Here is a 25,818-nt window from a genome sequence, read left to right on the forward strand (position 1 = left end):
GCAAGGGCCGCCGCAGAAGTCGCCTTCCGGGGCAAAGTCATCGCATAGTCGTGGAACTGCTAGATTGTCACAGTTTTCTCGTATCCGGCTCGACAACGCCGCCTCATTGGGCTAAGTGCGGCGGCTTATATCCATGATTTCCGGCCGGGGCGCGGCTGCGGATTTAAAATAGACTGCGGAAAGGCGCCCGGAGCCATGTCTATTGATCAACAAGCCTTGATTGCCGACGCAGGTCTTAAACGCTTGTCGATCCAGGGGTGAAAAGAAACGATGTCTGCCAAGGTTGCGCTGATTACGGGTGTCACAGGCCAGGACGGTGGCTATCTGTCGGAGCTGCTTCTCAGCAAGGGCTATGTGGTTCACGGCGTGAAGCGCCGCTCGTCCTCGTTCAACACGGGCCGTGTGGACCATCTCTATCAGGACGTTCATGAGCGCGATGTGCGCTTCCGCCTGCATTACGGCGACATGACCGATTCCACGAACCTCATCCGCATCATGGCCGAGGTTCAGCCGACCGAGATCTACAACCTCGCGGCCCAGAGCCACGTCCAGGTCAGCTTCGAGACCCCGGAATACACCGCCAACGGCGACGCCCTCGGCACCCTGCGTATGCTGGAGGCGATCCGCATTCTCGGCCTCGAGAAGACCGCGCGCTTCTACCAGGCCTCGACCTCGGAGCTTTACGGCAAGGTTCAAGCCGTTCCGCAGGACGAGAACACCCCGTTCTACCCCCGCAGCCCCTATGCGGCCGCCAAGCTCTACGCCTACTGGATCACGGTGAACTACCGTGAGGCCTACGGCATGCACGCCTCGAACGGCATCCTGTTCAACCACGAAGGCCCAACCCGTGGCGAAACCTTCGTGACCCGCAAGATCAGCCGCGCTGTCGCCTCCATCGAGCTCGGCATGCAGGACAAGCTCTATATCGGCAACCTCGACGCCAAGCGCGACTGGGGCCATGCCCGCGAGTATGTCGAAGGCATGTGGCGCATTCTCCAGCAGGACACGCCGGACGATTACGTTCTCGCCACCGGCGAGACCCACACCGTGCGCGAGTTCATCGAGCGCGCCTTCGCCCATGTGGGCAAGACCATCGCCTGGAAGGGCGAGGGCGTCGATGAAGTCGGCGTCGACTCCAAGACCGGCAACGTGCTGGTCGAGGTCGATCCGCGCTATTTCCGCCCGACCGAGGTGGAACTGCTCCTCGGCAACCCGGCCAAGGCCAAGGCCAAGCTCGGCTGGACCCACAAGACCACCTTCCCGCAGCTCGTGAGCGAGATGGTTCAGGCCGATCTCGACCTGTTCCGCCGCAACGGCACCAATCGCGGCAACAGCGAAGCCGATTCGATCCGCAATCACATGGTCGGCTAAGACTCAAAAGCGGGGCCGGCGCCCCGCTTTCGCATTTTCAGCCTAAACGACAACGAGACGCGAACCGCAGACGGGAGCCTCGCTTTCCGGGGACCGACAGGCCAAGGCCGCTCTTTTCTCCCGCCTGCCTGCGAGGCCCGAACCACCGATGTCCAGCTCCGACACGTCGAGTAAGACTCCTTTGAAAGTCGGCGTCGATCTTCGCCACATCACGCGGGGAGCGTCCGGCGGCGTGGCGCCGCAGATCACCGAGACCTTCCGCGCGCTGATCGCGGCGTGCCCCGACTGGCAGTTCCATGTCTTCGGAACGATGTTCAATCAGGATGTCGTGCCGGCATCCGCGCCCAACGTCACCCACTACACGCTGCCGCTCGGCGATTATTATCCTTCGCTCCAGCGCGTTCTCGACGCGGAAAACATCGACGCGCTCTATCGCCCCTTCCCCAATGGCGATGAGCTGACATTCCCGCTCACGAAGCAGATCGTCTTCATTCCCGACCTGCAGCACGAGTTCTTTCCCGAATTCTTCGACGCGGGAACGCTGGCGCTCCGGCGCACCCATTTCGACCGGCTGATCACCGGCTGCGGCGCGGTGGCGACGAATTCCGACCACGCGGCGGGCACCATCAGGGCGCGCTACCGCAACGCCTTCGACGACATCTTCCTGATGCAGCCCGCCTCCCAGGTGGCGGAGATTGCGGGAGAGGACGATGTCTCGGCAAAGTTCAAGGCGAAGGTCGAGGCGTTCGGATTTTACTTCTTCTTCCCCGCCAACCTGTGGAAGCACAAGAACCACCCCGTGCTGCTCGAGGCCTTCCGCCGGTTCAAGGCGAGCGATCCTCGCGCGAAGGACTATTCGCTTCTCCTGACGGGACATCCCAAGGGCTGGCAGGATCTCGCGAAGGACCATGCCGTCGAGGGCGTCCATCATCTCGGCTTCGTCTCGCGCGCGGAGCTCGCCTATCTCTACCGGCACGCGAAGGCCCTGACCTTCATGACCCTTTTCGAAGGGTTCGGCATGCCGCTGCTCGAAGCCTTCGGCAACGATTGCCCGGTGATCTGCAGCAACACCACGAGCCTGCCGGAAGTGGCGGGCGACGCGGCGCTGATGTGCAACCCGAAGAGCCCGACGGAAATCGCCGCCAACATGTCGCGCATCGCGTCGGACCCTGCGCTGGCGCAGGATCTGATCGCCAAAGGCCGCAAGCGCGTCGCCATCTATACGTGGCAGCGCGCCGCGGAAAATCTGAAGCAGGCCTTCGAGCGTGTCGTCGCGCGCCGGGCCGGCGAGCGCGCCGCAGTGCAGGCTGCTCCCGCCAAGGCCCCGCTCGATACATCCATCAAAGTGTCGATCGTCACGCCCTCCTACAATCAGGGCCGCTTTCTCAAGCGCACCATCGACAGCGTTCTGAACCAGACCTACCCCAACATCGAGCTGATCGTCATGGATGGCGGCTCGACGGACGAGTCGGTCGAGATCCTGAAATCCTATGGGGATCGCATCCAATGGGTGTCCGAGAAGGACAAGGGCCAGACGGATGCGATCAACAAGGGTCTCAAGCGCACCAGCGGGCAGATTCTCGCCTATCTGAACTCCGACGACACGCTGGAACTCGACGCGGTCGAGACCATCGTGCGCTATTTCAACGAGAACCCGGACGTGGATCTCGTCTATGGCGACGCGCATTACATCGACGTCGACGACAACGTGACGGGCCGCTACCTCACCGCCGCCTATTCCTTCGACCGCCTGGTGCAGGATTGCTGCGTGTGCCAGCCGGCAACGTTCTGGCGCTCGTCCGTCGTCGAGCGGTTCGGCCTGTTCGACGACACGCTCGATTACACGATGGACTACGATTACTGGCTGCGGGTGGCGCGCGGCGGCGGCAGCATCCGCCATCTGCCGGTCCTCCTCGCCAATTCGCGCCTCTATCCCGAAACCAAGACCATGTCGGCGCGCGGCCTGATCTACCGGGAGATCTTCATGATCTCCAAGAAGCATGCGGGCCGGGTCAGCAAGAGCTATGTCCAGGGCTACTGGAACCATCGGCTGTGGGAACGGCACGACGCCTTCGCCAGAATCGCGCGCCGCGTTCCCAGCCTCGAAAAGACCTTCGTGGAATACGACGCGGCCCGTCTCGGCGACCCGGCCTATCCACCCGCAAAGGCGCTGCGGCATGTGGCGCGCAAGATCGCCGGCGGCGTCAAGGCGCGGGTCAGGCGCCACATCAAATGGTCGCCGCGCCTTGCCTCCTTGCGCCAGCCGAGCGCCGGCGCCTCCGGCGTCTATTTCGACAACTGGCTCGCCACCCGCGTGCGGATGGCCCCCTCGCCCCTGCGCGACAGGACGCTCATTCTGGAAGGGCGCGCCCCCCGCAAGATGACGTTGAGAGTCAGGGCCGGGAAAAAGCTGGTTGCGGAATATCAGCTCGAGGCCGACAAGATCGAGCGGCTTGAAATTCCGGGATCGGCGGAGGCGATGGAATTCGCCTTCAGTTCCTCCATCCCGGACCACACGAAGGGCCGCCACCTTTCGTTCCACGTCAAATTCACCACCTGCTTTTCGGAAGAAGAGGTGTGACCTCGCTCACGAACGGCACCAAGGACGACGCAAGGAATCTTGCGGCTTCGGACAGTTTCTCAGGAGAACGGCGCGCAATGTCTGAGACATCGCCCACAAACGTGATCGGTATCAGTGTCGTCGTGCCCTCGTTCAACCAGGGCCGCTTCATCGACGAGACGATCCGCAGCCTCCTCGACCAGAACTACCCGAACCTCGAAATCCTCGTCATGGACGGGGGCTCGACGGATGACACCATCGAGCGCCTCAAAGTCTATGGCGACAGGATCCGCTGGATCAGCGAGAAGGACGAGGGGCAGTCGGACGCCATCGTGAAAGGCTTTGCCCGCACCTCGAAGCCCTGGATCACCTGGCTCAACTCCGACGACGTCCAATGCAATCGCGCCCTCTGGCGCTTGAACGAGGCCGTCGCAGCCAATCCGAACGCGGAAGTCGTGATCGGCGGCGGGCATTACATGGACGCCGACGGCTCCAATGAGCGGCCCTACCCGACCATCAATGTCGGCCCCGGCATCGATGTGAAGCGCGAGATGTTCGAAAAGGGCTACGTGGCACAGCCTTCCGTCTTCTATACGCGCGAACTCTATAACCGCGTGGGCGGATTGGACCGTTCGCTGCACTTTTGCATGGATTACGAATTGTGGACCCGCTTTGCGGTATCGGGGGCGACATTCGCGCGCATCGATGCGGATATCTCCGGCAATCGCTGGTATGAGACGACAAAGACATCCGCGCAGACATTCGATCTCTACGCGGAAATTCTTGCGACGCAGCAAAGAGTATTCGGGATTATATCGCCGTACTACGTCCAGGCGGTCAGCGACCATCTCTATACGAAATTTCACGCCCAGTTTTACGGGGAATACGGCTACATCTTCATTCGTTGGGTGTATTTCAAGGCACTGTGGGTCGCCCTCAACGCGCGCGCACCGTTGTATTGTATTAAAGGACTTTTCCGCTATACCCTGTCAAAATCCGGGGCAACGGCGGGCGACTTCATGACGCTCAAAGACTGGTATCGGGGATTCAAATCCTTCGTCCGCCCCTGGGTCACGCTTCGTTGGGGGCCTCGCTAAAAGGTGACAAGAGGACGACGCCTGTTAAATTGAGAGCCTGCTGACGCTGGCCTCTGATCCAGCCCCTTTCAAACTCTTGACTATTTTATTGGCTCGCCCGGCCTGGATGGGTCTTGGATCGTTGATGCGTATTTCGATAGTCACGCCCAATCTAAATCGCTGCGATTTTCTCGCGCAGACGATGGATTCGGTTCTTGCCGCCGATCATGGCGACCTCGACTACATCGTTGTCGACGGCGGATCGACGGACGGGTCGCAGGCGCTGGTCAAAGCAAGGCGCAACCGCCTCAGCGCGACGATCAGCGAACCGGACGAGGGCCTTTATGACGCCCTGAACAAGGGCTTCGCTCTAAGCACGGGCGAGATCATGGGCTGGATCAACGCCGGCGACACCCTGATGCCAGACAGCCTTCGGGTCATCGACGAGATTTTTTCAACCCATCCGCAAATCGAGTGGATCACGAGCCGCGTCATCAGCTTTCTCGACGAGCGCGGGCGGCTGGTCGAGCAGCACGTCCATAGCGGCGTCTCCCGCGAGAGCTTCCTGAGTGGGGAACACCTGCCAGGCTTCTCGAAGGGCCGCTCCTTGAGCATGATCCAGCAGGAATCGACCTTCTGGCGGCGCTCCCTGTGGGAGCGGGCAGGTGGGGGCCTCGACCTCTCCTATAGCCTCGCGGCGGATTTCGAATTGTGGGCGCGGTTCTTCCAGCAGGCCGAGCTCTGGTCGGTCTCGGCCCCCATCGGGACTTTTCGTCGCCACGCCAACCAGCTCAGCCGCACCCATTGGGACGTTTACCTGAACGAGGCCCGGCGGGCCCTTGAGGGTCTCGGAGCACGGCCGCGCAATGCGCTCGCCCAGACCCTGTCCGTCGGCTTGCGCCGCTCCCTGCCGCGGGGCTTGAGGCCCCTCGCGGAGCGGCTGTATCTCTTGAAGGCTGCCCCCTTCTGCGAATTCGACAGCGAAAAGCAGGCTTGGTGCCTGTCGCGGCATTGAGATAAGAGAACCTGCGCTCTGGCTTGGCGAGGCGCTTCGGCAAAGCACCCTGAATTTCCTTCGTTTCAGTTTTCGATGATGAAAGACCGGCAATGACCTTCAATCTCGACGGCAAGAAGATCTTCGTGACGGGTCATAACGGCATGGTCGGCTCGGCCATCGTCCGCCGCCTCGCACAGGACGGCATTCCGTCGCTGACGGCAGGCCGCAAGGACGTGGACCTGCGCGACCAGGCAAGCGTTCGCGGCTTCATGGAGCGCGAGCGCCCGGATGTGGTGGTGATCGCGGCGGCCAAGGTCGGCGGCATTCACGCCAACAACACGCAGCCGGCCGACTTCATCTATGAAAACCTGATGATCGCTTCGAACCTCATCGAAGCCGCGCACCGCACCGATGTGCAGAAGTTGCTCTTCCTCGGCTCGTCCTGCATCTATCCGCGCCTCGCGCCGCAGCCGATCAACGAGGATTCGCTGCTCACCGGGCCGCTGGAGCCGACCAACGAATGGTACGCGCTGGCGAAGATCTCCGGCATCAAGCTTTGCCAGGCCTATCGCAAGCAGCATGGGCGGGATTACATTTCCTGCCAGCCCACCAACCTTTACGGTCCAAACGACAACTTCAACCTCTCGACCTCCCATGTGCTGCCCGCGCTGCTGCGCAAGGCGCACGAGGCCAAGATTGCCAATGCGCCGAGCATGACCGTGTGGGGCACAGGCACGCCGCTTCGCGAGTTCCTGCATGTGGACGACATGGCCGACGCCTGCGTCTATCTCCTGCGCAATTACAGCGGCGACGTGCCGCTCAACGTAGGCTGGGGTGAGGACATCTCCATCGGCGACGTGGCGCGGCTCATCAAGGACACGGTCGGCTTCAAGGGCGAGCTCGTCTTCGACACCACGAAGCCCGACGGCACGCCGCGCAAGCTGCTCGACACGGGCCGCATCAACGGCCTCGGCTGGCGCCCGAAGATCGAGCTGAGCGAGGGCCTGAAGGGTTATTACGAGTGGTTCCTGGCCCACCAGGCCGATTTCCGCGACTGATATGACCGCCCAGACGGTCAGCGTCGTCATCCCGGTTCACAACCGCACCGCCTCCTTACGCAAGGCGGTGCAGTCGGCACTGGATCAGACGCGCGCGCCGGATGAGATCGTCATCGTCGACGATGCCTCGACGGAACCCGTGACGGCGGCCTCCCTCGGCATCGAAGATCCGCGCATCCGCATCGTCCGTCTCGCACAAAATCGTGGCGCTGCCGGTGCACGCATGGTTGGCGTGGAGGAGGCGCGCTCGCGGCTCATCGCATTCCTCGATTCCGACGACGTGTTTCTTCCCGAAAAACTCGCGGCGCAGCTCTCCCTCCTCGGCGAGAACGACGATCTGACGACGGTGGCCTGCGGCTGGCAGGCCAATGACGAGAACACCGGGCACAGCTATCGCCGCATCCCCATCGAGAGCGCGGACCCGCGCGACTTCGCCAGCGGCTGCTGGTTCAGCCCCGGCGCGACGGTCCTCATTCCCAAGCGCGCCTTCGATATCGTCGGACCGTTCGACCCGAGCCTTCGGCGGCTGGAGGATCTCGACTGGTTTCTGCGTTTTGCCCTTGCCGGCGGCAAACTGCGCGTCGCGCCGATCATCGGCAGCGTCATCGGTATCGGACGCCGGGCGAATCCCGACAACGTCTTTCAATCCGCCGCGCTCATCGAGCGCAAGTTCTCGACGATGCAGCACCCCGCCATCGACAAAGCGCTCCAGCGCCGCCTCAAGGCCTGGCTCCATGTGGAACGAGCCGTCGCATTGCGCAATGCCGGCAACATGATCGGCATGGGTATCGAGCTGGCGCGTTCGTTCTGTCTCGCGCCGAGGATGCAACTTCAGTTGCGGGCGTGGTGGACCGCCTGAATCGCAGCGGTCAGTGACCCTCGTTCGCCTCCAGCTTGATCGCCCGGACGGCTATTCCGCGGGCATTATCCCCGAGTTGCGTCACCTCGAACTCCAGAGTCGCGGCCTTGCCCAACTCTTCCGGCCGAAGCTCGATGTCGATGGTCTTTTCCGTCCAGCTCACCGGGTCGGGGAATTTCCATTCCGCGAGATCGCGACCATTCAGCTTCACACTCACCGTCTGGTCCTTGTGCGGGTTGAGCAAATCGATGGTCATGCGGAAGCGCCGGCCTTCCGGGAAGCGGCCTGACAGGTAGGCGGGGCTCGCAAGAACCCACGACTGGGCGACCCCTTTGGCCTCCGCCGACCAGCCAAGACCCAGATAATTGCTGATGGTGGGCTTTCCGAAATCGATCGCTGCAAGAGGCGCGGCCTGCGCACTCGCACCCTCAACCAAAGGAGACCAGGCCGCCGGATCACGCACATCGCCGTTGATGACAAAGCGGTCGATCTTGCTGAGGAAATCGCCGCTGGCATCGCCCGCATTGCGGAAGAAAAGGAAGGTGCGTTGACGTTGCTCGCCTTCCGCGACCTTGCGGACGTCCCGACCGAATGTCTCTGTCGTGTCTCCAAGCGCCGACAGAATCGTTGCATGAACGTCCGCGAGCATCACGGGAGCATGGTTCAACCGAAACTCGCCCTTGTCGTTGAAATCATGAAAGGCGATCGACGGTGTCGCCGCCGACATGACATAGGCCGGCGCGCCCGCCTTCCCCCCACGCTTCTGGAGAAAGCCATAGCGAGACCCATGATCGGAGATGATGAACAGCAGGGTGTTGTCGAAGACACCGAGGCTTCGCATCTTGTCGAGGAACTCTCCGGCCTGGCGCAGTGCGCAGGTCGCCTGTCCCTGAAAGTCCTTCAAGGTGCTCGTCTCGGTTTGAGGGCGGCAATCGGCGGTGACCATTCCAGGTGGGTGAGCGCCCCAGAAATGGAAGTACTTCACGGTAGGCGCGCCAGCATCGGCCGACATCTCGCCCCTCAGCCGGGAGAAGACGGCGATATCGGTCTCGGCATCGGAAGGCGGAACATTGCTGCACTGGCGCGCGATGCGGAACTTGCCGTGGTCGTAGAACCACGGCTTGAGAGCGATGGGCAACTGCCGGAAGCCATAAAGATCGTAAACGGCCCCGTAGCTTCGGCACACCACGGTGGTCTCGCTCAGGAAATCGGCGCGATTGTGGAGCGGAATGCGGGAGGCCTGAAAGCCGCGCGCGGCGAGCACCGCTTCCACACGCTTTGGCGCAACGCGGGCGCGGTAGTCCGGAATCTTCTCGGTCAGGTCCTTGTACGGCTCACCGGTCAGGATCGAAGGCATGCTGAGCCCAGTGAACGGAAAGTGGCTCGACGCATTGGGATACAGCACGAAGCCCGCAAACTGTTTGCGCAGGACAGGGTCGTTTGAAACCACATTCTCGAAGACGTCCGACTGCAAGGTGTCGAGAAGCAGGACAACAACGTTCTTGTCCTTCGAAAATTTCGTGACGTCGGGAAGCATCTTGGCATCGCGAAAGAAGTTCGCGGAGGCCACCGGTGAGGGCGGCGTCGTACCTTTTGCCTGCGGCGCGGGCGCCGGCTCAGCATTCGCGAATTGCCATCCGATGAAGGCTCCGCTGAGAAGGAGAAGCATCCCGAGAAGCCGACCATAAAGCGGCGTGGTCACGGCAGGCCACTTCAGGGCGCTGCCGATAAGAGCAAGGATAAGCGCGATTTCAAGCGCCGCCTGGAGTTTGTAATCCGCGAACGAAATGATCCGGCCGTCGAAGGGGCCGAAATTCCACACCACCACGTAGAACTGAAGATAAAGGTAGATGCCGAGCGCCGCGGCGATCGCGACCGCGCGGCCCCAGCCGCGCCGGGCAAGGACCATGAGCACAAGGCCCAATGCAACGCTGACCCCAAAAGCAGTGGCAAGCGGCCATTGAAGAAGGGCTGCAGGCTCCAGGGCAAGCTGCGACCGCTGCAAGTCCATCAGATAAAGCGGCGCGATAATCAGGACATGAAAGGCAATGGCAAAAGCAATGACGAACGGCATTTCACATTCTTTCCTCTGCAGCCCGGATCACGCCATTGCGGCGGCCGGGCTCAGGTGCGCGGTGATCAGTTCAAGGCCTCGAATTTGATTTCGCGGACTCCCACACCGAGCTTTCGTGAATCGTTGGGAAACACTTGCGCAATCTTGTCGACATCGATCTCGATCGTCACCGGTTGCCCGATCTCAGCCTCATGAGGGGCGAAGGTGACGCTTCTCTCGATGACATTCTTTTCGTCCGCGACATCCCACTTCGCAAGTTCGCGGCCATTGAGCATGATCCGGAGAGCCTGATTTCGGTGCGGATTGATAAATCGCATCGTCATGCGGACTTCCCTGCCCTTCGGCAGCCGCCCCGACAATGTCGCAGGCGCATCGACGATCCAGGACGTGTCCACGCCGCCGCTTTCCACGCTCCACGCGAAATCGAGATAATCGCGAATTTTCGGATCACTCATCTTCAGCGTCTCCAGAGGGCCGGAATGAATGTCCGCCACCATTGGCTCGCCGTCGAATCCGAAATCCACGAACCTCACGCCGATCCCGACCTGGCGTACGTCGCCCTGTGTGACCGGGGCGATCTTCTCGACATCGACTTCAACGCGCGCCACGCCCGCAAGGTCTTCCTCCGTCGGGGTGAAGACGAAATTCCTGTTGAATTGCCCGACTTCGGGAACATCCCAGCGCGCGAGCTCGCGGCCATTGAGGCTGATCCGCACGACCTGTCCCGGATGCGGATTGATGAAGGACATCGCCATGCGGACGGGACGACCGCCCTGGGGCAGCCTGCCGGTGATCGACGCGGGATTCGCGATAATCCAGGACACCGGAACGCCTTCGGCCTCGGCGGACCACCCGAGACCGAGGAACCGGCTCGTTTCGGGCTTGCCGAAGACCAGCCGTCCGAGCGGTGCATCGTTGGCACTGTTCGAATGGCTTCCTGTCACAGCCCAGGCTGCGGGATCGCGCACGTTGCCGGTGACGACGAAACGCTCGACCTGCGGGAAGAAATCGCCATAGGCATCGGCGATTCCCTTGTAATACAGGTAGGGCCTCTCCCGCTTGGCATCCTCCTTCAGGTCCCGAAGGCTCATGCCCAACACGTCCGGCTTGAGACCGAAACTCGACAGGACCGTCGGATAGATGTCCGCGAGCATCGCGGGCGCGGCACTGGTGCGGAATTCGCCTCGTGCTCCGAAATCGTGGAAAGCGAGAGAGGGATTGGCGGACGACATGACATAGCCCGGCACCGGCGTGCGCGGCGACGCCTTCAGGAAGCCGTACCGCGAGCCGTGATCGGAAATCACGAAAATCATGCTGTTGTCGAAGACGCCGAGTTCCCGCAGCTTGTCGAGATACTGGCCTGTCTTGCGCAGCACGCAATAAGCCTGGCCCTGGAAATCCGTGAAAGCCTGACCCTGGTTCCGCACCTTGCAATCGGCACTGAGCATCGAGGGCGGGTGCGCGCCCCAGAAATGCAGATACTTAACGCTCGGCGCGTCCGTCGAAACCGCGGCCTCGCCGATCAGCTTGTCGAAAACGGCCAGATCGACCTGCGAGTTTGTTGCGGGCACGGCCCCGCACAGAGGGCTCAGCCTGAACTGCCCGCCATTGTAGAAGAACGGCTTGAGCGCAATCGGCAACTGGCGAAAGCCGTAGAGATCATAGACCGCCGCAAAGCTGCGGCACCGCGCGCTGTCGCCGCTCAGATAATTCTGCCGGCTCTCGAGCGGAATTCGGGACGCCTCGGCGCCCTGTCGCGCCAGAACGGCTTCCACCCGCGTGTGGCCGACACGCTTTTGGTAGGTGGGAATGCTCTCGCCGTCAGCCTTGTAGGGCTCTCCGGTAAGGATGGAGGGAATGCTCATCGCCGTGTAGGGGAAATGCCCTGTGGCGTTCGTGAAGAGCGTGAATCCCTCGAACTGCCGCTTCAGGTTCGCATCGCCCTGCACGATCTGTTCGAAAACATCGACCTGCAGCGTGTCGAGGAGCAGGATGATGACGTTCTTGTTCTTCGACAGTTTCGCGGCATTGCGCATGACCGCAACATCGTCGCGGAAGAAATTGGCCGAGGCGATCTCGCTCTGCGCGGCCGTGGCGGCGGCCTGAACCGGTGCACGCTTCCCCTCGCCCGCAGAGAACTGCCAGGCCGCAAAGCCCACATTCGCGACCAGGAGAACGATGAGAAAGCGCCCGAAAAGCTGACGGGCCACGGCAGGGCGAAAGACCGCGATGCCGAGCAGCACGAAGAGAACGGCCGCTTCAAGAGCGGCATTCTTCGCGTATGACGAGAACGCGATTGAGCGGCCGTCGAAGACCCCGAAGTTCCAGACGAAGAGGTAGAACTGGATGTAAAGATAAACCCCGACCGCCATCGTGAAGGCGAGCGGGCGTTGGTAGCCGCGCGACAGAAGGAACTTGAGGGCCGCGCCGAGAACGAGAGCGAAGCCGATTGCCGCGAGGAGCGGCCAGCCGAGCATGTCGAGCACGCCGACCTCGAGACGGTCGCCGTGAGAGAGGATCAGGAACAGCGGCGCCAGAACGACGACATGGAAGGCAATGGCGAAGGCGGCGACGAAAGGCATGTGTCTCACTCGGCTGCAAGGCGAGGCTTGGTTGCGATTGTCTCTTGCGGCTTTTCCCGACAAAAGCGCCCCGCCGCAGCGAAGTGTTCAACACCCGAAAGCGGCGGAAACGTGAAACGCCCGCCGCCTTTCGCTTAGCTCCTGTCGTAGAAGAACAGCGTTCTTCCGCTCTGCGAAACTTTCTCTTGCTTCACGATGCGGCCGCGCTGGGCGAGGGCGTTCGAGAAGGTTTCGATGGTGTAATCGTCGAAGATGTCTTCCCGCAGCGCGAGCATCTTCTGCACCGTCGGGTCGCTCTTCGGCACGAATTCGATCACGCCGACCGGCGCGATATCCACGAGCCAGTTGACGACTTCCGGCAGCGGCACGTTCTTCGCGATGGCGAGGTGATGCTCGAAAGCGAGCGCGATGAGGCCATCCACGCGGGCGCGCGTGGAGAAGCCGGACCGCTCGGCCTGCCGCCAGCCCTGGTCCGGGCTGGGGTTCGACGCATCGAGCCACAGGGGTTGATACTTCAGGCCGCCCTCGACGGAGCGCGAGAAGGCAAGGTCGAGCGCGCGCTGATCGAAATCGAAGCCGACCACGTAATTCGCGCCGCCTTCGAGGGCCGCGACCGAGTAGTCGCCGGTGTTGCAGCCGATGTCGATCATCACGTTCGGGCGCGTCGCCGCCGCGAACTCGGCGATAAAGCGGCGCTTCTCGTTCGCCTCGTCGCTGCTGTAGGTGTTGTCCTTGGCGTAGTCGCCCCACACGGTCTTACCGGTATTGGCGGGATTGAGCGTCGCGATCCAGTTGCGGAGCTGGCGCAGCATGCCCTCATAGGCGGTGCGGGAGAGCGTGCGTGTCTTCTTCGCGCTCTGAATCGCCTGGTCCGGCGCGTCAGTCGCCTTGGCCTGCAACTTCGCCTGCAGGATGACCTGGCTCAGCATGTTCCAGGAGAAGCAGCTCTTGAACGGGAGCGCCCGGGCGAGATCCGCCGTCGGGATGCCTTCGAGATTGCCGCGGAACCAGGTGTTATGGGCGATGCCCAAAGTCGATTGCAGCAGAAGCGGGTTGAGGAACTGTTCGCAGAACTGGCGATGGCCGATCCAGAACTCGCCTTCCCGGTAGGGGCGGACGGACAGAAGATCGATGAAAACCGGCTTCGAGCCCACAAACTGGATGTTGTAGGCCGTCGCGTCCGACAAAACCGCATCCTGCTTCAGGAGATGAAGCTGGAAATCGAGATGGTGCAGGGCAGCGGCCTTCAGGGCGCCGAACGACCATTCATAAGCATAGGAGATGAAGTCGATCTTGGGGTGTTCGACGACATAAGCGGCACGCTCGAGGCCGCTTTTCCATTGCGGCTTCTCGATTTCACGGCTCTCGATCAGGAACCCGGCCTCCACGGCGGAGGTCAGGACGCCCTTGTCCCGCACGGTTTCGTAATCGGAACGGGCGCGCTCGTTGATGGTCCGGAAAATGCGTCCGGCGCTCTCGAAGACGTGCCCCGACGGATCGCGGAAGGAGCCCGCGTTACGTTGCGCAGATGTCATCAACACAGCCTATTTTCCGTCGCGCTTCGAGAAAACGCTGGAAAAGAAAGCCTTGACCTTCTGATAGTAGAGGGAGCCGACGGTCACACTCGCAGCAATGCCGCCGATCAGGGCCTGCAGGAGAATGCTGCCCGTGCCGGGATCAAGATAGGCATAGGCCGGGCTCGTCAAAGCGGCGAGCGCCAACACGCTCCAAAACACAGTGCGCTGATTCATAGGATTTCTCCGAAATATCAAGGGACGATGCAAAACTGATTCCCCACGCCGAATGCAACTGAAATTACGCCGGGGAACCTCCAAAAGCGGGGTGTAATTGACCGCGCGTGACATTTACGCAACAGGATTGCATTTTTTGAAGCTTCTCTGTGGCCAAGGAACACTCCCAACTCAATGCGTCATGTCGCCGCCGATTTGGGCGGGTTCTCGGGCGCGGATGCTTGAAAGACAATATCGGCTCATATAGGCCTAGGCGACTTTCTCAGCGGGAATTCCTCATGTTCGTAAAGCCCTTGCCGGACGTTCGCGTCAACACGCTCGCCTTCGAGAACACACCGTTGGTCAAGCCGACGGGGTTCCGCGAGTATGACGCCCGCTGGTGGTTCGGGCATCCGAGCTCCGATGTCGCGCCGGAACTCAACCTCATGGGCGTCCAGGCCCTCGGCATGGGCCTCGGCACGCTTCTCGGCCAGCTCGGCGTGAAGCGTGAAGTCGTGGTGGGGCACGATTTCCGTGGCTACTCGATGGCGATCAAAATCGCACTCACGCAGGGCCTGATGGCGGCGGGCTGCAAGGTGCACGATATCGGCCTCGCCCTTTCCCCCATGGCCTACTTCGCCCAGTTCGCGCTCGACGTTCCGGCGGTGGCGATGGTCACCGCCTCGCACAACGACAACGGCTGGACGGGCGTGAAGATGGGCGCGCAGCGCCCCGTCACCTTCGGACCCGAGGAGATGTCGCGCCTCAAGGACATCGTGCTCGCGGGTGCGTTCGAGCTGCGCGAGGGCGGCAGCTACCAATTCGTGAAGGATTTCGCGGCGACCTACATCGCCGACCTCACCAATCGCCCGCGCCTCAAGCGCAAGGTCAAGGCCATCATCGCCTGCGGCAACGGCACGGCGGGCGCTTTCGCACCGCAGATCCTGGAGGCGCTCGGCGTCGAGGTCGTTCCGCTCAACGTGGATCTCGACCACACCTTCCCGAACTACAACCCGAACCCCGAGGACATGGAGATGCTCCATGCCATCGCGGTGGCGGTGAAGGAGCACAAGGCCGATATCGGCCTCGGCTTCGACGGCGACGGCGACCGCTGCGGCGTCGTCGACAATAACGGCCATGAAATCTTCGCAGACAAGATCGGCGTCATGCTGGCGCGCGATCTTTCGAGCATCCACCCGGGCGCGCAATTCGTGGTCGACGTGAAATCGACGGGCCTCTTCGCGTCGGATCCGGTTCTTATCGCGCAGGGCGCGAAGACCGATTACTACAAGACCGGACATTCCTACATCAAACGCCGCGTGAAGGAGCTGAACGCTCTGGCCGGCTTCGAGAAATCCGGTCACTTCTTCTTCAACGCGCCGGTCGGCCGCGGCTATGACGACGGCCTCGTCACCGCCATCGCGGTTCTCGACATGCTCGACCGCAACCCGGACAAGAGCGTCGCCGATCTCTACGCGGCCCTGCCCAAGACATGGGGCTCCCCCACCATGTCGCCCCATTGCGCGGACGAAGTGAAGTACGACGTGGTGGAGCGCGTGACCAAGCGTTTCAAGGCCATGTCCGATGCGGGTGAGAGCATCGCGGGCCACAAGATCGTGGACGTGAACACCGTGAACGGCGTTCGCGTGCGCACCGATGACGGCACCTGGGGCCTGATCCGCGCTTCGTCGAACAAGCCCGAACTCGTCGTCGTCGTGGAAAGCCCGGCCTCCGAGGAGCGCCTGCACGCCATGTTCAAGGCCGTGGACGCGGTGCTGCGCGAGAATCCGGAAGTCGGCGCGTATAACCAGACGATCTGATCACCTCCGGAAAATCTATATGCAACACATTTTAAGAAGCGACGACATGTCCAGCGATTCGGCGATCCAAATGAAAACCCCCTCCACTGATACTGTCGAGCTGACGATTCTCATGCCCTGCCTCAACGAGGCGGAGACGATCGAGCAATGCGTGCGCAAGGCACGCGACTTTCTCACCCGCTCCGGCATCGCCGGGGAAGTGCTGATCGCCGACAACGGCAGCACGGACGGCTCGCAGGCGATGGCCGAGGCCCTTGGCGCGCGCGTGGTGCCGATCCCCCAACGCGGCTACGGCGCGGCGCTCATGGGTGGCATCGAGGCCGCGCGCGGCGCCTACATCATCATGGGCGATGCCGACGACAGCTATGACTTCTCAAGCCTGATGCCCTTCGTCGAGCGCCTGCGCAGCGGCGCGGACCTGGTGATGGGCAATCGCTTCAAGGGCGGCATCGCGCCGGGCGCCATGCCGTTCCTTCACCGCTATCTCGGTAATCCGGTGCTCTCCTTCATCGGCCGCCTGTTCTTCAACATTCCCGTCGGCGATTTTCATTGCGGCCTGCGCGGCTTTCGCGCCGATGCGATCCGCGGCCTCGCCTTGCAGACAACGGGCATGGAATTCGCCAGTGAGATGGTGGTGCGAAGCGCCCTGAGCACTCTCAGGATCGAGGAAGTGCCGACCACCCTCGATGTCGACGGGCGCTCGCGTGCGCCGCACCTCAAGACATGGCGAGACGGCTGGCGGCACCTGAAATTTCTTTTGATGTACAGCCCGCGCTGGCTGTTTCTCGTGCCCGGCAGCCTGCTTGTCCTGATCGGGCTGCCCCTCGTCATGATTTTGCTGCGCGGGCCAGTCCATCTCGGCTCGAATCTCGCCCTTGACGTGAATAGCTTCATCGCGGCCTGTTTCCTTGTCGTGCTCGGCGTGCAGTTGATCGTGCTCGGCGCGATTGCACGCACCTTCGCAGGCAAGGCGGGCTTCCTTCCGAAGACAACGCGGGCCGAGCGGTTGTTCGGCTGGCTGTCGACGGACAGGCTCGTGCAGATCGCCGGCCTGTTGTTCGTCACGGGCCTCGGCGGCGCACTCTGGGCGGTGAAGCAATGGTCGAGCGTGGATTTCGGCCCCCTGCCCTCCCCGCTCGTTCCGCGCGTCCTGCTCTTGTCGTTGTGCACTGTGCTGATCGGCATCCAGACCGCCTTCGCGGCGTTCTTCCTCGGCATTCTCGAAATTCCCTTCCGGCGCCGACAACAATCATGAAGTCCCGCGTGCTGGCCTTCGCGGGACGATGGCAGTTCTCCCGCTTCACCCTGATCGGCCTTGCCGCGGCGCTCGCCTATGTCGTGATCGCAACTTGCTTCGGGCGGCTCGGCATGGCCGCCTGGCTCGCCAGCGGCCTTTCTTATGTGATCTGCATTCCCTTCGCCTACCTGGCGCAGAAGAAACTGGCCTTCCGCTCAGCGCGCGCGCATGCGTCAGCCTTTCCGCGTTATTGCGCCGTGCAAATGGTCAACACGGTCCTCTCCTCCGCTCTCGCGGCGGCTTTCGCACGGGTTCCCGAAATTCCGGGCTTCATCGTCTTCGGCGTATCGGCGGCACTCGTCGTCGGTGCGAATTACATTTTCCTCAGCCGCTGGGCTTTCAGACCACAATGAGCAGATCCGCAAACGCACAGTACAACCTCGCTTCGGCCGGAAGCCTCTCCGTTCGAGTGGCCGCGCGTGTTCGCCGCCGCATGTTCCTCACCTTTATGGAAGCTTTCCATCCGGACCGGGACGCGACGCTTCTCGATGTCGGTGCAACCTCCGACACGTCGTATGAATCCTCGAACTACCTCGAAGCACTTTACCCTCATAAGGACCGCATCACTGCCTGCGGCGTCGATGACGCCTCGCATCTCGAAACGCTCTATCCCGGCGTAAAGTTCGTGCCGGCGGACGGACTGAACCTACCCTTCGCGGATCGCTCCTTCGACTACGTCCATTCCTCCGCCGTTCTCGAGCATGTCGGCTCCGCCGAAAACCAGGCGCGCTTCGTCACCGAATGCGCGCGCGTCGCAAGGCGCGGGTTTTTCCTCACCACGCCGAACCGCTGGTTTCCCATCGACTACCACACGCAGTTCCCGCTGCTGCACTGGCTGCCGAAGCCCTGGCATCGCGCCGCATTGACGAAGTTCGGACATCCCTTCTTCGCGAAGGAAGAAAACCTGAACCTAATGACGGCAAGTGAATTGCGCTCGATCGGAGAGGAGCTAACGGGGTTTCGTGTCCGACTGGAAACAGCCACTCTCCTCGGTTGGCCAAGCAATCTCCTTTTGATTGGTGAGCGCGTCGACGTCTGATCGCGGTTCACAAGATAAACGAATGAAAACGAACGCTGCTTTGATTTACCAGTCCGCGACTACTTTTATCAGAAACTCCCCGCTGCGAGCTCTATTCGTAACCTGGCTTGTCTTGAGTTTCCTAAGATTCGCCTTGATTATGCCGGCCGTTGGTCCCATGGCCGCGTTCGACGAGTGGATGTATCACCACCACGCGGCCAGCCTGTTCGCAGGAACCCAATATTATCTCTGGGATCCCTTCGTTTATCCGCCGGGCTATCCCCTTGTTTTGTCAGTGGCGTTTTTCTTCAAGTCGCATTTTTACGATGCGATGCTTTTGACGAATTGCCTTGTATATACGGCCGCTATTTTTCCGGCTTACGGGTTGGCGAGGCGCATGATGCCTCGCGAGCTGGCTTTGGCCGCCGCTGTAACGGTCGCTTTGATCCCGTTCCCCGCCAATGTGTCCTTCCTGATGGCGGAAAATCTGGCAATTCCACTTTTCATGCTTGCACTGCTCCTGCTGCTTGAGGAAGAGATTATTTCCCGTTCCTGGTTGCGGGCGGTATTCGTGGGCGTTTTAAGCGCGGCCTGCTTCCTCACCAAGTTCATCCTGTTGCCTGGAAGCATTGCTCTCCTCATCTTCTTCATTCTTTTCGAGGTCTTGAGATATTATAGATCAGGAACCCTGATACAGGCTGCGAGAAACAGCGTCGTCGCCGTTTCGTCATTTTGCGCTTTGTTGGGTCTCTGGCTCATCTACGCACGGTCGCAAAACCTCGAGATAAAAAACGCGCTCGGCATGGTTGCATCCGATACCGTTTTTAATACGGGCCAGTTCAAGATCGATCAGGTGTTTGTGTGGGTTGTTCTGTATCTCACCTACCTCGGCACGCTTATCGCTCCCTTCCTCGCTCCAATTCTGGCTCTTACGCCGCTCGATTGGCGAGTCCGCCTAGCTAGTCTGGCGGGTGAACCGAATAAAATCGTTGCTATCTTGCGCGATTTTACCTTTCGTTTCGAAATCATCACGCTTGGCTTTCTCTCTTTCTATATGGCTGTGACACTCGTTCACGATCTGTCGTTCCTGGTTAATGCGGAACGACCATCGATGATGAGTTCAAGGTATTTTGATTTCCTTTTTCCGCTGCTTGTCCTTTTGGCGTTCAGGCGTGTCTCTGCCTTGATTGAGTGTCCAATTCCGCGATCGGCACAGATCTGCATGCTCGCGATCGGCCTTACGGGTTCCGCTATAGTCGCCTTTGGCTGGGCCGTCTTTGGCCAACGTGCCGTCTTTGACATCGGGAGTTATGTCACCGGCGTACATGGTGTACACACCACAACCTATAGCCTCTGGTTCAATAATGTATTCCTGACGATCTGGCTCCTTTCTCCCTTTGTTGTTGCTGCAGCAATCCTCTTTCTCAAACGCAGCGAGCACATTGCTCAGCTTGGAATAACTCTCTTCCTTCTGAGTTCTATACTGGCGACGGCAAGTGCCTACGGGTGGAGCGTTTCCGGACGGGGCCGGATGCCGATAGGGTCCTCTCAGGTCAATCTTGCGCGCGGCGTCGGCGCTCTGCTTTTTGGGTCTCCTTCGAAGCAGAAAGCGGTCATATTTTACCCAACGAACGCTGTTAATTTCAGCGTCCTAGGCAAAGGCGTACTTGATCTCTACGGATCGTTCTTCAGCGGGAATCGTTACGACGTACATTTCGCCCATAAGGATTTCTATACGCGGCCGGACTCTATACGAGACAAAGGAATTGCCTTCTATACTTTGAAGCCGAAGTTAAGCGCAGCTTGTCTTGGAACCGTCAAAGACCCGACACTGGGCGCAGTGAAACGGGCGGCCCTCTGCCCGTGCGCGATCGAAGCACCGCCATCGTCGGACCTGCATTGCGGCATCGCAACAAACCCAATCACCGATCAGCATCAGGGGACGATTGCGGCCTATTCCGTTATCGAGAACGCCAATGATTCCGAGAGCATTAAGTCAATCTTCAATGAAAAGTGGCAAGTCGGCAACTTTGGCGCCCAAACAACAGCGACGAGGGCGACCTTTTCGTTACCTCTCCGAGCCCAACCCACAAGCGATCAATACAAACTGCGCATGCGTCTCTCCAGCGTCGGATGGCAAGAAATAGTTGTCTCCGTGAATGGCGTTGTCGTGGGAAACACAATTGTAAAAAATCGTTTCCCAGGGGGTTGGTACTCCTTCACTGTGCCAACCACGCTTCTGAAAAACAGGGACGACGTTCAGTTTGAGATTCGTTCCGCCGATGGGACGGATAGCCCTTACTACTCAGTAACTTTGTTGGAGGTCTCTCTCGCGGCACAATAGTGAGGATCAGCCACGATGAGTGTCTTTGGATGATTGTTTCGACGTCATGTACTCGTCAAAGAGCAGGCAGCACTGAAGGCACGACAAGAGCCAAGCTCAAAGACGTCGTGCCTGTGCTTATGGCTCTCTGGCTCATCGTCAGCCTCGTCCGCTTTTATGTGATCTGGCCCGTCAACGGCCCGAGTGTCGCCCTCGACGAATGGCTTTACCAGTGGCATGCGGCGGCGCTTTACAATGGCGCTCCCTACCGCTGGTCCGGAGCCGCCTTCATCTACCCGCCGCTCTATCCGCTGCTGCTCGCTCCGGGTTTTCTCTTTCAGGAGCATTTCTACGGGCCGATGCTGGCGCTCAATTGTCTCGTCTACAGCGCTTCGCTCTTTCCCGCCTACGGCCTCGCCGCCCGCGTCATGAACCGCCCGCTTGCGCTGGCGGCAGCGCTAACGGTGGTGCTCGTGCCCTTCCCCGGCAATGTCGGATTCCTGATGGCGGAAAATCTCGCCATCCCCCTGTTCCTCTGTGCCGTCTATTTCGCCTTGGCTCCTCGCAATGAAGGCCGGGTGCGCTGGCCGAACAACATTGCCTTCGGCTTCTTTGTCACCGCCTGTTTCCTCACCAAGTTCATCATGCTTCCGGGCGCCGCCGCGCTTGTTCTGCTGTGGGTCTTGTTCCGTTTGTCCGCTCCACAAGCCCGGAGAGAGGCTTTCCCGTTCGCCCGGGAAGTCGCCGTCGTGCTTCTGGTGATCGCCGCGACAATCGGCGTCTGGGCTCTCTATGCAAAAGGGCAAGGCGTCCCACTCGCGGCCTCGCTCGGCATCAAGACCTCCGATGCGGTGTTCAATACCGGGCAGTTTACGAACGATCGCATGGGCATATGGATCGTTCTCTATCTCCTTTACCTTGCCGTTATTCTTGCACCTTTCCTGCCCTTTCTCGCCGGTGGAGCGGCGGGTGATTGGAAGGCGCGTTTCGCCGGCATGGAAGGGGTGGGCTTTTTCCCGCGCCTCCAGTCCCTCTTGCGGAACCCGGCAACGCAATTCGAAATTGTGACGCTCGGCTTCGTGACATTCTACGTCGCGTTGACCCTGATCCACGACATATCCTTCACCGCCAATGCGGATCTCCCTTCCTTCATGAGCTCGCGTTACTTCGAGTTCACCTATCCGCTCCTTGCTATTCTCGCTTTCCGGCGCATCCAAGCGATGTGCGATGCGCCGTCGCGGAGCATGCTTCTTACAACCTTCGCGTCAGCCCTTTGCGTGGTTCTTCTGATATGGACCGGCGGGTGGATCCTCCTGGGAGAGAGCTTCATTCCCGTCTCGCCGCATTTGGTCGGCATCCCGGGCGTGCACACCACGACTGTCAGTCTCTGGCAGGATACGCGCATGCGCCTTGTCTGGATGCTGGCTCCCCTTTGCGCGGCGTTCGGAATGCTCGTCTTTCTGCAATTGGGCCGCCAATCATGGACGGCGCTGGGGCTGGCCGTCTATGCTATCGTCCTTGCGGGAGCGAGCATTCACGGATGGGAGTTCGTCGGCCGCCACAGAAAGTCTTTTCCGCAGGACAACCTCGCTTTCGCGCGCGATATCGGAACCGCGCTTTTCGGCCCCGCCTCACGCGCGACGGCCCTGGTGTTCACTCCCGCTTCCCGGAACGGTGAGACCATCATGAGGCGCGATATTCTCGATCTCTACGCGTCGTTCTTCAGCGGGGGACACTACAACGTCAAAATCATCGGGCCGCAGACTGCTATCGATCTTGAAAGGCTTAAAAAGAGCCGAACCGCTCGATTTTTCCAACTGACGGAGGACGCGGCTTGCATCGCCGTCGGGGGGCAGCAACAGGCCTCCGGTCTGAGCCTCTGCCCCTGCTCCATCAACCCTTCGCCAACTATCCCTGCCTGCCCGGCGGCAAGCCGTCAATAAAGATATTGGGCGCGGGATTTTCCCGACGCGCGTTCACCGTAAAAAAGAGAGGGGCTGACGCCCCTCTCCCTTCACGCGTATCGATGACAGACGATCAGCTGCGCTTCGGCGGAGAAGCGGGCCAGCTCTTGATGAGCGTGTCGTAGTCGATGGTCTCGCCCTTCGGCTTCTCGTTCGCGAGCTTGCGCTGCGGAGCGATGTTGCCGGAGCTTTCCGCCTTCTTGAACCACTCTTCTGCGGAGGTCTTGGGATTCAGCTTGGGACCGCACTCGCCCTGCACGTTGGCGCGCTCGAGACGGCCGAGCACGTCGTCCTGCGCGGCGGCGAGAGCGTCCATCGCCTGTTGCGGCGTCTTCGCGCCCGAGGACGCATCGCCGATGTTCTGCCACCAGAGCTGGGCCATCTTCGGATAATCCGGGATGTTGTTGCCCGTCGGGGTCCACTGCACGCGCGCGGGCGAGCGGTAGAACTCGACGAGGCCGCCGAGCTGCGGCGCGCGGTCGGTGAAGCTCTTGTCCCAGATGTCGCTTTCGCGAATGAAGGTGAGGCCCACATGGCTCTTCTTCAGCGAGACGGACTTCGACGTCACGAACTGCGCATAGAGCCAGGCCGCCTTGCGGCGCTCGACCGGCGTGGACTTCAGAAGCGTCCAGGACCCGGCGTCCTGGTAACCGAGCTTCATGCCGTCCTTCCAGTAGGAACCCTTCGGAGACGGAGCCATGCGCCACTTCGGCGTGCCGTTTCCATTCATCACCGGCAGGCCGGGCTTCACCATGTCGGCGGTGAAGGCGGTGTACCAGAACATCTGCTGCGCGATGTTGCCCTGCGCCGGAACGGGGCCGGACTCGGAGAAGTTCATGCCGTTCGCCTGCGGCGGGGCATACTTCTTCAGCCACTCGATGTACTTGGTGATCGAATAGACAGCTGCCGGGCCGTTGGTGTCGCCGCCGCGATCGATGGAGGAGCCGACAGGACGGCAGCCTTCCATGCGCACGCCCCATTCATCGACCGGCAATCCGTTCGGAATGCCCTTGTCGCCGTTGCCGGCCATGGAGAGCCACGCATCGGTGAAGCGCCAGCCGAGCGACGGGTCCTTCTTGCCGTAGTCCATGTGGCCATAGACCTTGACACCGTCGATCTCCTTCACATCGTTGGTGAAGAATTCGGCGATGTCCTCATAGGCCGACCAGTTCACCGGCACGCCGAGATCATAGCCGTATTTGGCCTTGAACTTTTCCTTCAAGTCCGGACGCTGAAACCAGTCGTAGCGGAACCAGTAGAGGTTCGCGAACTGCTGGTCCGGCAGCTGGTACATCTTGCCGTCAGGCGCGGTGGTGAAGGACTTGCCGATGAAGTCATCGACATCGAGCGTCGGCGAGGTCACGTCCTTGCCCTCGCCCGCCATCCAGTCGTCAAGAGCGATGGCCTGCTTGTAGCGGAAATGGGTGCCGATGAGATCCGAGTCGTTCACCCACGCATCGTAGATGTTCTTGCCGGACTGCATCTGTGTCTGGATCTTCTCCACCACGTCGCCCTCCTGAATGAGGTCGTGGGTGAGCTTGATGCCGGTGATTTCCGAGAACGCCTTGGCGAGCGTCTTGGCTTCGTATTCATGGGTCGTAATGGTTTCGGAGACCACGTTGATCTCCATGCCGGCGAAGGGCTTCGCGGCATTGATGAACCATTCCATCTCCTTCATCTGCTGCTCTTTCGAGAGCGTCGAAGGCTGGAACTCGCCGTCGACCCACTTCTTGGCTTCGTCCATGCCCGCGAGCGCGCCGCCGGTGCCGAGCACGAGCGCAACGGCGCTGGCCGAGACGAGCAGCCTCAAATGTCTCTGAGGTTTAGTCATGACTTCCTCCCAGTTTTCATATGGCCGGCCTCTGGAACCGGCCATACCCTGCGGCCTCTTGGGCCGGAGAGCTCTTTGAAGGCCTTGCCTCACACGTAGCGAAACACCGCCGCCGCGTAGACGAGGGAAAGGCCGAGCGACCACCACAGGTCCGGGCCGACGAGCCCGAGCCATGCGAGATTGATGAAGGCGGAACCGATGAGTGAGATGAACAGGCGATCGCCGCGCGTCGTCGGAATGCGCAAAACGCCGATCCGCTCTGTTTCCGGATAAAAGATCGCAAGCGCGGTCATCACGAGCAGAAGCACGGCAATGACCGAAAAGAAGATCGCGGTCTGCCAGGTCCAGGCCATCCAGGCGAGATCGGGCATGAAACTCTCCTCAAACGCGCCCCAGGGCGAAGCCCTTGGCGATGTAGTTGCGGACAAACCAGATCACGAGCGCGCCGGGGACAATGGTGAGAACGCCCGCAGCCGCGAGGAGCCCCCAATCCATGCCCGCCGCCGAGACCGTGCGCGTCATCGTCGCCGCGATGGGCTTGGCGTTCACGGAGGTCAGGGTGCGCGCCAAAAGAAGCTCGACCCACGAGAACATGAAGCAGAAGAACGCAGCGACGCCGATGCCGGACGCAATCAGCGGCATGAAGATGCGGATGAAGAAGCGCGGAAAGGAATAACCGTCGATGGCCGCCGTCTCGTCGATCTCGCGCGGCACGCCCGACATGAACCCTTCGAGAATCCACACCGCGAGAGGCACGTTGAACAGGCAATGCGCCAACGCGACGGCCCAAGGCGTGTCGAACAAGCCGATGGCCGAATAGAGATTGAAGAACGGCAGCGCGAACACGGCGGGCGGCGCCATGCGGTTGGAGAGCAACCAGAAGAACAGGTGCTTGTCGCCCAGGAAGCGGTAGCGCGAGAAGGCATAGGCCGCAGGCAGCGCGAGCGAGATGGAAAGCACCGTGTTGATGACGACATAGGTGAGCGAGTTGATGTACCCGCCATACCAGCTCGCGTCCGTAAAGATCTTTCGATAATGCTCGAAGGTGATGTCCCGCGGCCACAGGGTCATGGTCGTCGAGATCTCGGTGTTAGTCTTCAGGCTCATGTTGATGAGCCAGTAGATCGGCAACATGAGGAACAGGAGATAAAGCGCCATCACAAGCGTGCGGCCATTGACCCGCGAAGGCGCGAGGGCGCGGTTGAAGGCGCCTTGTCCCGCATCGCTCACATTGCCGGGCAGCGCCGGCCTGATCGCA

19 protein-coding genes are annotated in these 25,818 nt (G+C 60.9%); 12 read left to right on the forward strand and 7 right to left on the reverse strand.

The window, feature by feature from the left end; all coding sequences use genetic code 11:
• The first annotated feature begins 270 nt into the window (after positions 1-270).
• The 6 genes from gmd (at position 271) to DQW91_RS01450 (ending at position 7,921) form a co-directional block, all read left to right on the forward strand.
• A complete protein-coding gene (gene gmd / locus DQW91_RS01425; RefSeq protein ID WP_112661791.1) occupies positions 271-1,371 on the forward strand; it encodes a GDP-mannose 4,6-dehydratase in 1,101 nt (366 codons plus the stop codon).
• 148 nt (positions 1,372-1,519) lie between these two features.
• On the forward strand, positions 1,520-3,952 hold the full coding sequence (locus tag DQW91_RS01430; RefSeq protein WP_112661792.1) for a glycosyltransferase: 2,433 nt from the start codon (positions 1,520-1,522) through the stop codon (positions 3,950-3,952).
• Positions 3,953-4,029: 77 nt separating this feature from the next.
• Complete coding sequence (locus DQW91_RS01435; RefSeq protein WP_157961298.1) at positions 4,030-5,028, forward strand: glycosyltransferase family 2 protein; 999 nt, start codon at positions 4,030-4,032, stop codon at positions 5,026-5,028.
• Between the two features lie 124 nt (positions 5,029-5,152).
• Positions 5,153-6,022: a glycosyltransferase family 2 protein gene (locus DQW91_RS01440; RefSeq protein ID WP_157961299.1), complete on the forward strand. Its 870-nt coding sequence runs from the start codon at positions 5,153-5,155 to the stop codon at positions 6,020-6,022.
• 92 nt (positions 6,023-6,114) lie between these two features.
• A complete protein-coding gene (gene fcl / locus DQW91_RS01445; protein WP_112661795.1) occupies positions 6,115-7,062 on the forward strand; it encodes a GDP-L-fucose synthase in 948 nt (315 codons plus the stop codon).
• A gap of 1 nt (position 7,063) precedes the next feature.
• Entirely contained in the window at positions 7,064-7,921 is an 858-nt protein-coding gene (locus tag DQW91_RS01450) for a glycosyltransferase family 2 protein (RefSeq protein WP_112661796.1), read from the forward strand.
• A gap of 10 nt (positions 7,922-7,931) precedes the next feature.
• Here the strand turns inward: DQW91_RS01450 and DQW91_RS01455 are convergent, their stop codons facing one another.
• From DQW91_RS01455 to DQW91_RS01470, 4 genes are all read right to left on the reverse strand, one after another.
• The gene (locus DQW91_RS01455) at positions 7,932-9,995 is read right to left on the reverse strand and encodes a sulfatase-like hydrolase/transferase (RefSeq protein ID WP_112661797.1); all 2,064 of its coding nucleotides are present in this window, start codon (positions 9,993-9,995) and stop codon (positions 7,932-7,934) included.
• 65 nt (positions 9,996-10,060) lie between these two features.
• Positions 10,061-12,577 carry a sulfatase-like hydrolase/transferase gene (locus DQW91_RS01460; protein ID WP_112661798.1) on the reverse strand — a complete coding sequence of 839 codons (2,517 nt, stop codon included), beginning with the start codon at positions 12,575-12,577 and terminating at the stop codon, positions 10,061-10,063.
• A 134-nt stretch (positions 12,578-12,711) separates the two neighbouring features.
• Positions 12,712-14,112 (reverse strand): class I SAM-dependent methyltransferase, encoded by a 1,401-nt coding sequence (locus DQW91_RS01465; protein ID WP_112661799.1) that lies wholly within the window; start codon positions 14,110-14,112, stop codon positions 12,712-12,714.
• A 9-nt stretch (positions 14,113-14,121) separates the two neighbouring features.
• Complete coding sequence (locus tag DQW91_RS01470; protein WP_112661800.1) at positions 14,122-14,328, reverse strand: hypothetical protein; 207 nt, start codon at positions 14,326-14,328, stop codon at positions 14,122-14,124.
• A gap of 278 nt (positions 14,329-14,606) precedes the next feature.
• On the opposite strand from DQW91_RS01470, the gene DQW91_RS01475 reads away from it, so the two are divergent.
• From DQW91_RS01475 to DQW91_RS01500, 6 genes are all read left to right on the forward strand, one after another.
• A complete protein-coding gene (locus DQW91_RS01475; protein WP_112661801.1) occupies positions 14,607-16,127 on the forward strand; it encodes a phosphomannomutase/phosphoglucomutase in 1,521 nt (506 codons plus the stop codon).
• A 46-nt stretch (positions 16,128-16,173) separates the two neighbouring features.
• The gene (locus DQW91_RS01480; RefSeq protein WP_112661802.1) at positions 16,174-17,382 is read left to right on the forward strand and encodes a glycosyltransferase family 2 protein; all 1,209 of its coding nucleotides are present in this window, start codon (positions 16,174-16,176) and stop codon (positions 17,380-17,382) included.
• The gene (locus DQW91_RS01485; RefSeq protein WP_112661803.1) at positions 17,379-17,777 is read left to right on the forward strand and encodes a GtrA family protein; all 399 of its coding nucleotides are present in this window, start codon (positions 17,379-17,381) and stop codon (positions 17,775-17,777) included. The genes DQW91_RS01480 and DQW91_RS01485 overlap by 4 nt, the downstream gene beginning before the upstream one ends.
• 56 nt (positions 17,778-17,833) lie before the next feature.
• Positions 17,834-18,463 carry a class I SAM-dependent methyltransferase gene (locus tag DQW91_RS01490; RefSeq protein WP_157961300.1) on the forward strand — a complete coding sequence of 210 codons (630 nt, stop codon included), beginning with the start codon at positions 17,834-17,836 and terminating at the stop codon, positions 18,461-18,463.
• Positions 18,464-18,485: 22 nt separating this feature from the next.
• Positions 18,486-20,786 (forward strand): glycosyltransferase family 39 protein, encoded by a 2,301-nt coding sequence (locus DQW91_RS01495; protein ID WP_112661805.1) that lies wholly within the window; start codon positions 18,486-18,488, stop codon positions 20,784-20,786.
• A 119-nt stretch (positions 20,787-20,905) separates the two neighbouring features.
• Positions 20,906-22,708, forward strand: coding sequence for a glycosyltransferase family protein (locus DQW91_RS01500; protein ID WP_157961301.1), 1,803 nt, complete (start codon positions 20,906-20,908; stop codon positions 22,706-22,708).
• A gap of 94 nt (positions 22,709-22,802) precedes the next feature.
• Here the strand turns inward: DQW91_RS01500 and DQW91_RS01505 are convergent, their stop codons facing one another.
• The 3 genes from DQW91_RS01505 to DQW91_RS01515 all read right to left on the reverse strand — a co-directional run bounded on the left by DQW91_RS01505 (position 22,803) and on the right by DQW91_RS01515 (position 25,718).
• A complete protein-coding gene (locus tag DQW91_RS01505) occupies positions 22,803-24,560 on the reverse strand; it encodes an ABC transporter substrate-binding protein (RefSeq protein ID WP_112662402.1) in 1,758 nt (585 codons plus the stop codon).
• Positions 24,561-24,649: 89 nt separating this feature from the next.
• Positions 24,650-24,931, reverse strand: coding sequence for a DUF2160 domain-containing protein (locus DQW91_RS01510; protein ID WP_112661807.1), 282 nt, complete (start codon positions 24,929-24,931; stop codon positions 24,650-24,652).
• Between the two features lie 10 nt (positions 24,932-24,941).
• Positions 24,942-25,718 (reverse strand): carbohydrate ABC transporter permease, encoded by a 777-nt coding sequence (locus DQW91_RS01515; RefSeq protein WP_112662403.1) that lies wholly within the window; start codon positions 25,716-25,718, stop codon positions 24,942-24,944.
• Between the last annotated feature and the right edge of the window lie 100 nt (positions 25,719-25,818).

This window comes from Microvirga flavescens, from assembly GCF_003290125.1.
GTDB classification, from domain to species: Bacteria; Pseudomonadota; Alphaproteobacteria; order Rhizobiales; family Beijerinckiaceae; genus Microvirga; species Microvirga flavescens.

What these genes read in the sequence shown, in the direction of transcription:
- DQW91_RS01450 (WP_112661796.1), top strand. Translation starts at nt 7,064, where the DNA reads ATGACCGCCCAGACGGTCAGCGTCGTCATCCCGGTTCACAACCGCACC.
- DQW91_RS01510 (WP_112661807.1), bottom strand. Translation starts at nt 24,931, where the DNA reads ATGCCCGATCTCGCCTGGATGGCCTGGACCTGGCAGACCGCGATCTTC.
- fcl (WP_112661795.1), top strand. Translation starts at nt 6,115, where the DNA reads ATGACCTTCAATCTCGACGGCAAGAAGATCTTCGTGACGGGTCATAAC.
- DQW91_RS01435 (WP_157961298.1), top strand. Translation starts at nt 4,030, where the DNA reads ATGTCTGAGACATCGCCCACAAACGTGATCGGTATCAGTGTCGTCGTG.
- DQW91_RS01485 (WP_112661803.1), top strand. Translation starts at nt 17,379, where the DNA reads ATGAAGTCCCGCGTGCTGGCCTTCGCGGGACGATGGCAGTTCTCCCGC.
- DQW91_RS01475 (WP_112661801.1), top strand. Translation starts at nt 14,607, where the DNA reads ATGTTCGTAAAGCCCTTGCCGGACGTTCGCGTCAACACGCTCGCCTTC.
- DQW91_RS01480 (WP_112661802.1), top strand. Translation starts at nt 16,174, where the DNA reads ATGTCCAGCGATTCGGCGATCCAAATGAAAACCCCCTCCACTGATACT.
- DQW91_RS01460 (WP_112661798.1), bottom strand. Translation starts at nt 12,577, where the DNA reads ATGCCTTTCGTCGCCGCCTTCGCCATTGCCTTCCATGTCGTCGTTCTG.
- DQW91_RS01440 (WP_157961299.1), top strand. Translation starts at nt 5,153, where the DNA reads ATGCGTATTTCGATAGTCACGCCCAATCTAAATCGCTGCGATTTTCTC.
- DQW91_RS01470 (WP_112661800.1), bottom strand. Translation starts at nt 14,328, where the DNA reads ATGAATCAGCGCACTGTGTTTTGGAGCGTGTTGGCGCTCGCCGCTTTG.
- DQW91_RS01495 (WP_112661805.1), top strand. Translation starts at nt 18,486, where the DNA reads ATGAAAACGAACGCTGCTTTGATTTACCAGTCCGCGACTACTTTTATC.
- DQW91_RS01500 (WP_157961301.1), top strand. Translation starts at nt 20,906, where the DNA reads ATGGCTCTCTGGCTCATCGTCAGCCTCGTCCGCTTTTATGTGATCTGG.
- DQW91_RS01465 (WP_112661799.1), bottom strand. Translation starts at nt 14,112, where the DNA reads ATGACATCTGCGCAACGTAACGCGGGCTCCTTCCGCGATCCGTCGGGG.
- DQW91_RS01455 (WP_112661797.1), bottom strand. Translation starts at nt 9,995, where the DNA reads ATGCCGTTCGTCATTGCTTTTGCCATTGCCTTTCATGTCCTGATTATC.
- gmd (WP_112661791.1), top strand. Translation starts at nt 271, where the DNA reads ATGTCTGCCAAGGTTGCGCTGATTACGGGTGTCACAGGCCAGGACGGT.
- DQW91_RS01430 (WP_112661792.1), top strand. Translation starts at nt 1,520, where the DNA reads ATGTCCAGCTCCGACACGTCGAGTAAGACTCCTTTGAAAGTCGGCGTC.
- DQW91_RS01515 (WP_112662403.1), bottom strand. Translation starts at nt 25,718, where the DNA reads ATGGCGCTTTATCTCCTGTTCCTCATGTTGCCGATCTACTGGCTCATC.
- DQW91_RS01505 (WP_112662402.1), bottom strand. Translation starts at nt 24,560, where the DNA reads ATGACTAAACCTCAGAGACATTTGAGGCTGCTCGTCTCGGCCAGCGCC.